Below are 13,020 nucleotides of genomic sequence, written 5' to 3'. Positions count from 1 at the left end.
AAAATCGTCTAAGAGACAAGTATTTTTTTGATAGCAGGCTACGCCTAAGAGCTGGAGGCAAAAAGGGAGAGCGTGCCGAGGCACGCCTTTTTTATTATTCTACGCTGATATAAACAGCGTCTTCTTCTTTAACAACTCTAATGTATTCAACTTCTGGATCTTCTGTTCCCTGAACATAAAGGCCAGTATCCTTTAATCTTTGAACATAATCTACAATGTCAGTAGTGATTTTCTCACCAGGACAAAGTATTGGAATTCCAGGAGGATAAGCCATTAAGAACTCACCACTAATCATACCAACGCTATCCTTAATTCTAACAGGAGTCTTAACACTGTTAAAGGCCTCGCTTGGGATTTGGATTTGCTCTGGAATTTCTGGTATGTCTATAAAGTCTGCTTTAGTGCTTCCTTTTCCATAGTACTCATTACTAATTTCTCTTAAAGCCTTAAGTAATCTTTCCATACCTTCTGGAGTATCACCAAAAGAACCAACAATAAGCACATTATAAAGATCGGAAAGCTCCATTTGTATATGATACTTATTAGATAATATCATGTCTAAATCATAACCTGTAATACCTAAGTCTCTGCAAGTTATAGTTATTTTTGTAGGGTCGAAGGCATAAGCACCTGGTTTTCCTAGTATTTCTTCACCAAAACAATAGAAACCTGGGATTTTATTTACTTCATCTCTTACATAGTTCGAAAGATCTATAGTTCTATCAAGAAGTTCTTTTCCTTCAAGGGCTATTTGTCTTCTTGCAGTATCTAAGGATGCCATAAGAATATATGAAGGAGAAGTAGTGTGCATTAAGTTAAGTACTTGTTTTACTCTTGGGATGCTGATACGTTTTGAACGAACTTGAAGCAAAGAACCTTGAGTTAATGCACCAATGATTTTATGAGTGCTTTGAGCACAAATATCTGCACCAGCTTCCATAGCTGAGACAGGTAGTTTTTCATTAAAATTAAGATGAGGGCCGTGTGCTTCATCTACTATAAGTGGAATGTCATACTCATGAACGATATCAGCAATTTTACCAATGTCCGTAGATACCCCATAATAAGTAGGATTAATTATAAGCACAGCCTTTGCATCAGGATGTTCTTCTAAAGTTGCTTTAACGGTTTCTGGAGTTACACCATGAGCTACACCAATTTGTTTATCAAGCTCAGGCTGCATGTAAACTGGAATTGCTCCAGCGAGAATAATTCCGCCAGTAATTGATTTATGTACATTTCTTGGAATTATTATTTTATCTCCTGCACCAACCACAGAAAGAATCATAGCTTGTATAGCTCCAGAAGTACCGTGTACAGAAAAAAAGCAAGCATCAGAGCCATAGGCGTCTGCAGCCAATTCTTGTGCTTTTTTTATTGGACCTGTTGGATGATGGTAGCTATCCACAAGCTTAAAAACTGTCACATCAATTTTGAATGGGTTTTCTCCCATAAAATCTTTAAATTCTTTATCTACTCCTACTCCTTTTTTATGTCCAGGAACATGAAAAGGAAGAGTTTCTCTATTTACATATTCCATTAAGGCATCAAAAAGTGGTGTTTCGTTTTGGTTTAGCTTATACAATTCCATACCCTCTTTCTATATTCTTTCAATTGGTGTAAAATAATTATTATAATTAACTTATGAATTTATCATAAGTTTTATGTATGTACATAACTATTTAGTTAAAATAGCACTAAGCATCTTCAAAAAATAAATAAGTCAATCTGCTCATCTATTTTGTGCTATACTGCGTCAACAGAACCCTTTGATAGCTCCACTATCTGCGGAACCTGTTTCCTTGTCTATCGCAAAATAGCTTTCACATCTTTGACTTGTTATTTATTTTCAGATGCCTTATAAATAAAAATACAATTTTAAGGCTAAAATTTTAGATATTATTTATATATATACACATAAAACAAATTAATTATAAATTAATATCTTTATTAATGCAATAAAATTTTCACTTTGTTTATAATATTAAATATGCTGTATAATTCTAGTATAGGAGCTAGTTTTATGGTAATATATAATTTTGATAAAAAACTAGTTTTTGTGCATTGATAAGGCATAATAAAGATTTTGCTTATAGGATGGTGAAATATGAGTATTGAAAGCTACTTATTAGATAAATTATCAAAGGTACTTTTTTTAGAAATAAAAGAAGGAAGCAAGATAAATGATTTTAACTTTGAAGAAAATACCTTTCTTCCAGTTAGAGGAGATGAAATAGTAGATAAGACAAAGGCAGGAGAAAGCTTAGAGCATATTCCAGTAAATATGTTTGTTGAGGGAATGTTCTATGTGTTAGGTGCAGATAAAAGTTTTAGATTTAATGAAACCTATAAAAAACTCATTGCCCATGTGCCAAATAGCGATAAGTTCATAAAAGGAACAATTTTTAAACATATTAAAGAAGAAAAATATGAGGATGCATACATATTGCTCAGAGGTTTTCTAGAGATAGATGAAAGCCAAGAGATTTTTGATAAGGCTTTACTGCTAGCAGATGCTTTACGAAATAAAAATAAAGATTTTAAGGATGAAGAACTTAACTTAATAGAAAAGAGCAAAAAAGTTAATAATTATACAAAGCCATTTTATTATGAGGCACTGATTAAAAGAGATGACAAGGATTTTCAGGGAGCCTTATATGCTATAAATCAATATTTGGCTTTAGGAGGGCAGATTACAGAGGAAGTAATGGAGCTAAAAACTTCCTTAAGTACTGTAACTGAGTATGATAAAGGTAAGGAATTAGTATATGAAGCACCTAAGGAAGCCCTACAAATTTTATTGCCTCTTTTAGATACCTTAGGAGACACTGCAGAAATATACTATTTTATAGCTGTCGCTTATAGGATTTTGGAAAACTTTGAAAAAGCTATTTATTATTTGAACGAAGCACTAGCAATCAGTAGTGATTACATAGAAGTAGTCAATGAACTTGGTGTCAACCATGCTTGCTTAGGAAATTATGACTTTGCAATTCAATATTTTAGAAAGGCTTTTGAAATTACAAAGTCTATAGAAATTTGCACAAATTTAATTATGTGTTATATTAATATTAATGATGTTAAACAAGCAAAGCTTCACTTAGAAATTGCTAAGAAGTTAGACCCAAAAGATGAAATAGTATTGGAACTTGAGGAAATTTTAAGTAAAAGCTAAAATATCATAAATGTCATAGGTTTATGAGGAAAAACTTGGGGGATTCAATGAGTACTAAATTACTTAAATATAATATTTATTCAGATACAAAATCAAATCTTATAAATGAAGTTTTTAAATATAAAAAGGTTCATATTGTTTCAGGTAACCCAGAGATTTTATTTCAAGGCTTAAACAATGATTCCTTGTTTCAAAATTTTACCGCAGACAACACAATAATAATACCTGATGGAGTAGGTACTGTCATTGCTTCTAGAATAGTAGGGCAACCGGTTAAAGAAAAAATAGCAGGTATCGAAGTTATGGAAGACATTATAAAAAATTGTGAGGAATTCAATCAAGGAGTTTATTTAGTAGGAACCAATGAGGAGACTATAAAAAAGTGCGTTGAGAACTTAGAGAAAAAGTACCCAAAGCTTAAGATATTGGGTTATCATAATGGTTTTTTTGATCAGGAAAATTGCAATGATATAATTGAAGATATAAAAGAGAAGAGTCCCTATGCCTTATTTGTAGCTATGGGAGCACCAAGACAAGAAAACTTTATTATTAAATATATGGATGAACTTCCTTGCAGTATATTTATGGCTGTGGGAGGTAGCTTTGATATAATTGCTGGAAAGATGAACAGAGCACCAAAATGGATGATTAATATGGGATTGGAATGGTTTTACAGAGTAGCTAAAGAACCCTCACGTATTAAGAGATTATCATCTATACCTAAGTTTTTTATTCAAGTAATAAAGGAAAAATAAGGATTTGAAGATAAAGTATAGGCAAAGTCCTATACTTTATTTTTTAAATATCTGTTGAAATTTAAAAACACTTACAGTGGGCTTTCAAAATGAAAATGAATTAATCGAAAAAGGTTTCTAGGAAAGTAATAATGAGATTATATATAAATTCGAGTTTTCATTTATTCTTTTAGAACATGACATTAATTATATATTCAAATATGTAGGAGGTGGTTTTGATGAAGATTTTACATGTAATTGCTGGTGATGATAATGGAGGAGCGGGAAACCATGTTTTAAACCTATGCAGCAACGATAATTCCCTTTTTTCTAATGAAATAGCTTTTTTAGGAAAAGGAATTTTATTTGAAAAGGCTGAAGCTAGAGGTATAAAGAATATGGTTTTTAAAAAGTCTACAAATAATTCTCCTCTTATAGATTACATCAACAATAATAGCTGTGATTTAGCTGTATTTCATGGTGCAAGGACTTCATTAATTCATTTAATATATGGGTTTAAAATAAAGAGGAAAACCGTGGCAACTATTCACAGTGATTACAGATATGACTTTTTAAATAATAAGTTAAAATTGATACTCTTTACTCCCTTAAGTACCTTAGGACTAAAAAGCTTTAAAAACTATATAACTATATCAAACAATCTGAAGGGTTTGATAGATGAAAAAAATTTTAAAGGAAATAAATATGTAGTAAATAACGGCTTAGACATAAAAGGAATTAAGCATAGAGAAAGAGAAGAGCAAATTAGAAGCAGATATGGAATTTCTAAGGATGACTTTGTTTTTGGAATGGTGGGGAGATTTCACCCTATAAAGAATCATATGGGAGTAATTGAAGGATTTTCAAGGCTTTCAAAGGAGTATGATAATGCTAAACTGCTTTTAATTGGAGATGGAAGCTTAAGGAGTGACATTGAAAAGCTTATAAAAAGTAAAGATTTAGAGAATAAAGTTTTTATTACTGGCTTTGTAGATAATCCAATAGACTATCTAAAGCTTTGTAACTGTTCCATTATAGCTTCTTTTAGTGAAGGGGGAGCACCACCACTAGTTATGCTAGAGTCAGCCTATGCAAGGGTTCCAGTTATGGCAACAAGGGTTGGAGATTTAGAGAGCATTATGCAGGAAGAGAAGGGCTACTTAATAGAAAACCAAAGTAGTGAAGCAATATATACTACTATGAAACAGGTTTGTAAAGATGAAGAACGTAGCACTAAAGGCGCTAATATTGAAAAATTATTATATGATAGGTTTACCTTGGAGAGTTTTTGGAGAACATATAAGTCCATATACGAAAAAATAATAAAACTTTAAAGTAAGTAATGTAATAATTTGCATAATCATGTATAATAAGGGATAGCAGGTCCGTTTTATAAACATATTCCTATTATATATTATAAGAATTTTACTGGAGGACAAAATGGGGAAGAATGACAAAATAAATGGTGTATTATATATAATTTTATCTGCAATTTCATTTGGGGTTATGCCAATTTTAGCAAAGCTGGCTTATAACGGAGGTTCAAATCCTGTTACTACCCTATTTTTAAGGTTTTTATTTGCTTCCTTTATGCTATTGTACTACTTAAAAGCAAATAAAATATCTATGAAGCTAAATAAAAGTCAAGTAAAGCTGGTAGTTATACTAGGAGTTGCAGGATATTCTTTAACTTCAGCTACCTTATTTGCAGCTTATAATTATATATCTGTTGGTATGGCTACCATGCTTCTTTATACCTATCCAGCCATAGTTACTTTGTTTTCTACAGTGATTTTCAAAGAAAAAGTTCATATAAAGAAAATAGGTTGTTTGCTTTTATCTATTGGAGGGATTTTCACCATGATAGATATGGGAGCTACTAACTATAATCCTACTGGAATATTACTAGGATTACTTTCCTCCTTATGCTATTCTTTGTATGTGCTAGGAGCATCTCATAAGGAGATTAAAGCAATAAATAGTTATGTAATGACCTTCTATGTGTCAGTACTTGCAGCAGGAGCCCAGTTGATTTATGGGGCTGCAACTAAGAGTCTTGTATTTAATATAGAATTTTATAGCTTCATAGCTATATTACTTCTAGCCTTTATATCCACTGTAGTTGCTCTAATGGCATTTTTACAGGGGGTAAAGATTATTGGCTCTTCGAATGCAGCAATATTTAGCACTTTGGAACCTATTGTAAGCTTAGTATTAGGAGTTATAATACTAAAAGAAGCCTTGACAGTTAGGATTGTTATAGGAAGTTTACTGATAATTTCTTCTATGGTTATATTGGCTAAAGAATAAAAACTGAGATATAAATAAAAAAAGTCTATACAGTAGGCTTTTTTTTATTATGGTTTAATAGAGTAAAGTGATGGCATATTAAAAATATTCGCAATATTCTTGAATTAATTTTAGAAGGTTATTTGAACTTTATAAAGAATAGAGTATGTATATAAAATTATAAATAATAATGGGGGTTATTAAATGAAAAAAGTGGTGATTGACGGTAATAGTTTGACTTTAGAAGAAGTTATAAAGGTAGCAAGGAAAAATTATAAAGTTGAACTTAGTGAAGAAGCTAAAAAAAGAGTAATTAAGTCTAGAAGTATTGTTGATAATATTGTAGAAAATGATGAAGTTGTTTATGGAATTACTACAGGGTTTGGTAAGTTTTCAGATGTAACTATATCAGGAGAGGATTGCAAAACTCTCCAAAGAAACCTTATTATTTCTCATGCTTGTGGATATGGAAATAACCTAGCAACTGATGAGGTAAGAACAGCTATGCTTCTTAGAGCTAATGCTTTATCTAAAGGATACTCAGGTATTAGGTTAGAAACTTTGAATACTCTTATTGAAATGTTAAATAAAGGAGTTCATCCAGTAATTCCAGAGAAGGGTTCTTTAGGAGCTTCAGGTGATTTAGCGCCTCTTTCTCATATGGTGCTTCCTATGCTTGGGGAAGGAGAAGCTGAATATGAGGGGAAAGTACTTTCCGGTAAAGAGGCAATGAAAAAAGCTGGTATTGAAACTATTGAGTTAGTGGCAAAGGAAGGCTTAGCTCTTATCAATGGAACACAAATAATGACAGCAGTAGGAGCTCTTGCGCTGTATGATGGAATTAACCTTGTAAAAATTTCAGATATAGCTTCAGCTTTAACTTTGGAGGCACTAAGAGGCATAAGGGATGCCTTTGATCCGAGAACTCATAATATTAGACCTCATAAAGGACAAATTAACACAGCAAAAAATATTTTGAATTTAGTAGAAGGAAGTAGTCTTATCACAAATCAAGGAGAAATAAGAGTACAAGATGCTTATACTTTAAGATGTATTCCTCAAATTCATGGTGCTAGTAAAGATGCCTTAAACTATGTAAAAGAAAGAGTTGAAATTGAGATTAACTCAGTAACAGACAATCCAATAGTTACTGAAGAAGGGCAAGTAATTTCAGGAGGAAACTTCCATGGCCAGCCAATGGCTTTATCCTTTGACTTTTTAGGAATTGCTATGGCAGAGCTTGCTAATGTGTCTGAGAGAAGGCTTGAAAGATTAATAAATTATCAGTTAAATGATCTACCAGCTTTCCTAGTAAAACATGGTGGCTTAAACTCAGGTTTTATGATTACCCAATATGCAGCAGCAGCGTTAGTATCAGAAAATAAAATTTTAGCCCATCCAGCGAGTGTAGACTCTATACCGTCTTCTGCAAATCAAGAAGATCATGTAAGTATGGGAACTATTGCTGCTAGAAAGGGAAGAGATATTATAAGAAACTGCGAAAGAGTTTTAGCCACTGAAATTTTGGCAGCTTGCCAAGCTATTGACTTTAGAAAAGATTTCAATTTAGGAAAAGGAACTAAAGTAGCTTATGAAACTGTTAGAGAAGCTGTGAATTTTATAGAAGAAGATGTGGTTATGTACAAGGAATTAGAAAAGGTTCAACAGCTTATAGTTGAAGGCAAAGTTGTTAATAATGTAGAAGAAGTGGTGAAAGTAATTTATTAGATTTTAATTTAGCTTGGATTTATAAGTCGGAAGTTTATGAAGAGTTAAATAAGTAGATTTATTATATAAGGAGTAAGAATGTCTTAAAAGTTAGGTGATAAAATACCTAAGTAAAATAAACCTAGTTATCATAAAGGAGGATTTATCATGGGGAGAATTATTGAATGTATACCAAATTTCAGTGAAGGAAGAGACAAGGCGAAGGTAGAAAGTATTGTAGAAGTTTTAAGAAAGGCTGAAGGAGTAAAACTTTTAGACTATTCTAGTGATGCAGACCACAATAGAACAGTAGTTACAGCGGTTGGAAATCCAGAGGCACTTCAAGCAGCAATAATTAATATGGCTGAAAAGGTATATGAAGTTATAGACATGAGCACTCATGAGGGTGGACATCCAAGAATGGGAGCACTAGATGTAGTACCTTTTGTTCCAATTGAAGGAGTTACCATGGAGGAATGCGTGGAAATAGCTAATAATGTTGGTAAAGTAATTGGTGAAAGATTCAACATACCTGTTTACCTTTATGAAAAAGCTGCTTCAGCATCACATAGAGAGAACTTAGCTTCCGTGAGAAAAGGACAATATGAAGGGTTCTTTACAAAGATAAAAGAAGCAAACTGGAAGCCAGATTATGGTCCAAGTGAAGTCAATGTTAAAGGTGGATGTATTGCAATTGCAGCTAGAGAGCCACTTGTAGCTTTTAATGTTAATTTAGGCACAGATAAAGTGGAAATTGCTGATGCCATTGCAAAAACTGTAAGACATTTAGGTGGTGGCTTAAGATTTGTTAAGGCCATGGGAGTAAAGTTAGAGGATAGAAACATAGCTCAAGTTTCAATGAATTTAGTAAACTATGAAAAAACTGCAGTTTATAGAGCTTTTGAAATGGTTAAAATGGAAGCAAAACGTTATGGAGTACCAGTTGTAGGTAGTGAGGTTATTGGACTTGTACCAATGGCAGCTTTAGTTAGAAGTGCTGAGTACTACCTTCAAATTGAAAACTTCTCTATGGATCAAATATTAGAAAAAAGAATAAGTGAATAAGATTATTTAGGAGCTGATACTAATGGGCATAATTATTAAGAATATTGACTGCTTAGTTACCTGTGAAGGCAGCTATAGAAAGAAAAAAGAAGAAATGAAGGATGCCAAAATCATTGAAAATGGTTATGTGGTGGTGAAGGAAGAAAATATCGTAGCTGTAGGCAGTGGAGAAGGCTATAAAGAATATATAACCCAAGGTGATACTATCTTAGATGGAAGAGGTAAAACAGTAACTCCAGGGCTTGTAGATCCTCACACTCATGTAGTATATGCTGGAAGCAGGGAAAGAGAGTTGCCACTAAAATTAAATAAGGTAGGCTATATAGAAATACTAAAAATGGGTGGAGGCATATTAAGCACAGTAGAAAATACTAGAAAGGCTTCTGTGGAAGAGTTAGCAGGAGAAGCTAGAAAAAGATTAGATATTATGCTTAATCATGGAACTACTACTGTAGAGAGTAAATCAGGTTATGGCTTAGATTTAGAAAGCGAAGAAAAAATCCTAAAAGTAAATCAGCTGCTTAATGAAAGTCATCCTATAGATGTAGTGTCAACCTTTATGGGAGCTCATGCAATCCCAAAAGAGTATAAGGAAAACAGACAGGAATTTATAAGAATAATTAATGAAGAAATGATTCCTTATATAAGTGAACATAAACTAGCTGAATTTGTTGATTGTTTCTGTGAAGAAGGAGTTTTCACCACAGAGGAATGTAAAAACATTCTAGAAATAGGAAGGCAACATGGGTTAAAGCTTAAAATTCATGCTGATGAGGTTGAGTCAGTAAAGGGAGCAGAATTGGCGGGAGAATTAAAGGCTACAACTGCAGAACATTTAATAGCCGCTTCTGATGATGGAATTAAGGCCTTAGCCGATAATGATGTGGTAGCAGTACTGTTACCTTCTACAGCCTTTTATTTAATGCTTGGAAAGTATGCAAGGGCAAGAGAGATGATAGATAAGGGGGTTGCTGTTGCACTAGCAACAGACTGCAACCCAGGAACTTCACCTACTGAATCACTGCAAAATGTAATGACCTTTGCTTGCTTTGGAATGAGAATGTTCCCAGAGGAAATTATTAATGCTATGACAATTAATGCTGCTTGCGCAATAGACAGAGAACGTAGTGTTGGCTCAATTGAGCCAGGAAAAAAAGCAGATATAGCAATGTTTAATAGCAAAAACTTAAACTATTTAATTTATCATTTTGGAATAAATTCTGTAGATAAAGTTATAAAAAATGGTAAAATCGTAGTTGAACGTTAAAAGGAGTGAGCAAATATGTTAGATAATAAAACCGTAAGAGAATTTGTAGCAGAGCTTGGCTCTAATTCACCAGCACCAGGTGGCGGAAGTGTAGCAGCTCTGTCTGCATCTTTAGCTTGTGCTTTAGGAGCTATGGTATTCAACTTAACAGTTGGAAAGAAAGCCTATGCAAGTTTAAAGGATGAAGAAAAAGCATTAGTAGATAGGCACTTAGAAGTTACAGATAAATTAAAGGATGAATTCTTAGATTTAATGAATAAAGATGTGGATGCCTTTAACTCTGTAATGGCTGCTTTTAAGCTTCCAAAGGAAACTGAGGAAGAAAAAGCTATAAGAAGTGAAAAAATACAAGAGGGCTATAAAGGAGCAATTGCAATTCCACTAGAAGTAGCAAGAAAAACCTTTAGCCTTTATGATAGTATTTTAGTTTCAGTTAAATACGGAAACAAAAATGCAATTTCTGATGGGGGCGTTGCAGCTTTAATGACTCAAAGTGCCATTGAAGGAGCTATATTAAACGTGAAAATTAATCTTTCAAGCATTAAAGATGAAGAGTATAAGGTAGCAATGGAAAAGGAAATAGAGGCACTTGCTAATGAAGGTTTAAAAAGAAAAGAAGAAATATTAGCTATAGTAAAAGAAAATATGTAATTAGATATTGTTGCATAGTGGATAAAAGTCTTAAATAATCAGAAAACCATGGATAAGAGAAAAGTAACTCTATTATCCATGGTTTTATTATAGTAAATAAGTAGGATAACTCAAAAGACCCTTGAAAAGTTATTGCTGTGGTTATTACAGAGTCCTTTTATAACAGCATTTTTAAGGGTTTCCATTATTTTAAAAATTCTTTATTTATGTTATACTAGGTTAAACAAAGGTAAGGAAGTGATAGCGTTGGGACAAATATTTATCGATAATATTAAAGAGGTCATTGAAGTTTTGAATTCTCCTATAGATTTTATGTTTAAGGAGATTGCAATTGGAAGCTTTAGAAAAAAAACAAATATCCCAGAAGATAAGAGTGTTGCAGAATATTACTACGAAATAATTAAAAATAACAAAGAAAAAGGAACAGTATACACTCCATTGGCTATGGCAAAATACCTTATAGAAAACACAATACAAGAAGAAGATATAATAAAAAATCCTTATATAAAGATATTAGATCCAGCCTGTGGAACAGGAAACCTATTAATACATTGCTTCAATCATATAAAAAACATATACATAAAGAATTTAAGTAAAATCAATAAGGAAAATAAACTTAAGCTAAATGAAGGAAATTTAAACAACCATATTATTACAAATAACTTATATGGTTTTGATATAGATAGTGTAGCCTTAGACATACTAAAACTAGACCTATTTGAAATCAGTGGGGAAGTTACAAAGAATCTTTTAAGTGAGGACTATTTACTGTATGAAAATCACCATAATTTCAACATAGTAATTGGAAACCCTCCTTATGTAGGACCAAAATCTATTGATAAGGAATACTCTTTAACCTTGAAAACTATATATAGTGAAGTGTTTAAAGACAAGAGTGATATTTCCTACTGCTTTTTTAAGAAGTCTATGGATAGTATTGGAGAAAAGGGAAAGCTATCCTTTATTACTTCAAGATATTTTTTAGAATCCTCTAGCGGAAGGAACTTAAGAAAGCTTATAAGTGAAACTATGTCAGTTTACAAGCTTATTGATTTTTATGGGGTTAGACCTTTTAAAGGAATAGGAATTGACCCGGTGATTATATTTATGAAAAAAGAAGAAGAATCACTAGAAGAAATAGAGATAATAAAACCTCTTTCTGATAAAGGAAGAAAGGATGATAAGTTCTTTAACTCTTTATTTCTAAATGAAGGAGACCACTACAATAGATTTTTCATTCCTCAAAAATCACTGCAGGGGGATGAGTGGATTATCAGAGATAACAAGGTAAAAGAAATAGTTAGAAAGATAGAAAGTAAAAGTGAGTACCTATTATCAGATATTTGTACAAGCCATCAGGGAATTATTACTGGCTGTGATAGGGCCTTTGTAGTTAAAAGAGAAACTGCCTATCAAAAGGGCTTAGAAGAAGATATATTAAAGCCATGGATTAAAGGAAGTTACATAAGAAAAAATGAAGTGAATAGGCAGAATAGCTACCTTATATATTCAGACCTTATTAAAGAAGAAAAGGAATATCCAAACTCTATTAAGTATATTGGTGATTACCGAGAAAAGCTATCTTTGAGAAGAGAGTGTGTTAGGGGAGTAAGAAGATGGTATGCTCTTCAATGGGGAAGAACTCAAAACATTTTTGAAGATAAAAAAATTATATTTCCATTTAAGGCTGCCAGCAGTAAATTTGCTCTAGATGAAGGAAGTTATTTTAGTGCTGATGTGTATGCTTTAAGATTAAGAGAAAACACTGAATTTTCCTATGAGTTTTTATTGTTCATCTTAAATAGCAATTTATATGAGTTTTACTTCAAGACCTTTGCTAAAAAGCTTGGAGAGGACTTATATGAGTACTATCCTAATAATCTAATGAAGCTTAGAATTCCTAATATAAAAGAGTTTAAGGACTTAACTGAGAAAGAATTATATGATTATTTTAATATAAGTGAAGAAGAAGTAGAGATAATTAAAGCTTCCTTATAAAATATTAAAAAGGCTAGTGGCATAACCATTAGCCTTTTATTTCAGTGCGCCCAGCATGGGCGGCAGCTCGGTGGTGAAAGTCCACTGTGGGGGTTGATAGCACCAACCACTAGCCTACGGCAAGGGTGTCCACC

Annotated in this window: 10 protein-coding genes; 9 read left to right on the top strand and 1 reads right to left on the bottom strand. The window is 32.5% G+C overall.

What is annotated here, in order from left to right:
• Positions 1 to 94 precede the first annotated feature (94 nt).
• Entirely contained in the window at positions 95 to 1,585 is a 1,491-nt protein-coding gene (locus J2Z44_RS20630; protein WP_021282677.1) for an aminotransferase class I/II-fold pyridoxal phosphate-dependent enzyme, read from the bottom strand.
• A 522-nt stretch (positions 1,586 to 2,107) separates the two neighbouring features.
• Here J2Z44_RS20630 and J2Z44_RS20625 point away from each other — a divergent pair.
• From J2Z44_RS20625 to J2Z44_RS20585, 9 genes are all read left to right on the top strand, one after another.
• Positions 2,108 to 3,175: a tetratricopeptide repeat protein gene (locus J2Z44_RS20625; RefSeq protein ID WP_021284521.1), complete on the top strand. Its 1,068-nt coding sequence runs from the start codon at positions 2,108 to 2,110 to the stop codon at positions 3,173 to 3,175.
• Positions 3,176 to 3,222: 47 nt separating this feature from the next.
• Positions 3,223 to 3,930, top strand: a complete 708-nt coding sequence (locus J2Z44_RS20620) for a WecB/TagA/CpsF family glycosyltransferase (protein ID WP_021284522.1) — start codon at positions 3,223 to 3,225, stop codon at positions 3,928 to 3,930.
• A gap of 218 nt (positions 3,931 to 4,148) precedes the next feature.
• Positions 4,149 to 5,243 carry a glycosyltransferase gene (locus J2Z44_RS20615; protein WP_021284523.1) on the top strand — a complete coding sequence of 365 codons (1,095 nt, stop codon included), beginning with the start codon at positions 4,149 to 4,151 and terminating at the stop codon, positions 5,241 to 5,243.
• Between the two features lie 106 nt (positions 5,244 to 5,349).
• Positions 5,350 to 6,219, top strand: a complete 870-nt coding sequence (locus tag J2Z44_RS20610) for a DMT family transporter (RefSeq protein ID WP_021284524.1) — start codon at positions 5,350 to 5,352, stop codon at positions 6,217 to 6,219.
• Positions 6,220 to 6,402: 183 nt separating this feature from the next.
• A complete protein-coding gene (hutH, locus tag J2Z44_RS20605) occupies positions 6,403 to 7,926 on the top strand; it encodes a histidine ammonia-lyase (RefSeq protein WP_021284525.1) in 1,524 nt (507 codons plus the stop codon).
• Positions 7,927 to 8,073: 147 nt separating this feature from the next.
• Positions 8,074 to 8,970 (top strand): glutamate formimidoyltransferase, encoded by an 897-nt coding sequence (ftcD, locus tag J2Z44_RS20600; RefSeq protein WP_021284526.1) that lies wholly within the window; start codon positions 8,074 to 8,076, stop codon positions 8,968 to 8,970.
• A gap of 22 nt (positions 8,971 to 8,992) precedes the next feature.
• The gene (hutI, locus tag J2Z44_RS20595; protein WP_021284527.1) at positions 8,993 to 10,237 is read left to right on the top strand and encodes an imidazolonepropionase; all 1,245 of its coding nucleotides are present in this window, start codon (positions 8,993 to 8,995) and stop codon (positions 10,235 to 10,237) included.
• Positions 10,238 to 10,252: 15 nt separating this feature from the next.
• Positions 10,253 to 10,888: a cyclodeaminase/cyclohydrolase family protein gene (locus J2Z44_RS20590; RefSeq protein WP_021284528.1), complete on the top strand. Its 636-nt coding sequence runs from the start codon at positions 10,253 to 10,255 to the stop codon at positions 10,886 to 10,888.
• 237 nt (positions 10,889 to 11,125) lie between these two features.
• Positions 11,126 to 12,886, top strand: coding sequence for an Eco57I restriction-modification methylase domain-containing protein (locus tag J2Z44_RS20585; protein WP_342591528.1), 1,761 nt, complete (start codon positions 11,126 to 11,128; stop codon positions 12,884 to 12,886).
• Positions 12,887 to 13,020: the final 134 nt, after the last annotated feature.

Origin of the sequence: Clostridium punense (assembly GCF_017874425.1) — a bacterium.
In the GTDB taxonomy this organism is placed as follows: Bacteria; Bacillota; Clostridia; order Clostridiales; family Clostridiaceae; genus Clostridium_J; species Clostridium_J punense.
Note: the sequence above shows the minus strand (reverse complement) of the source record. Positions and strands in the feature narration are given on the sequence as shown.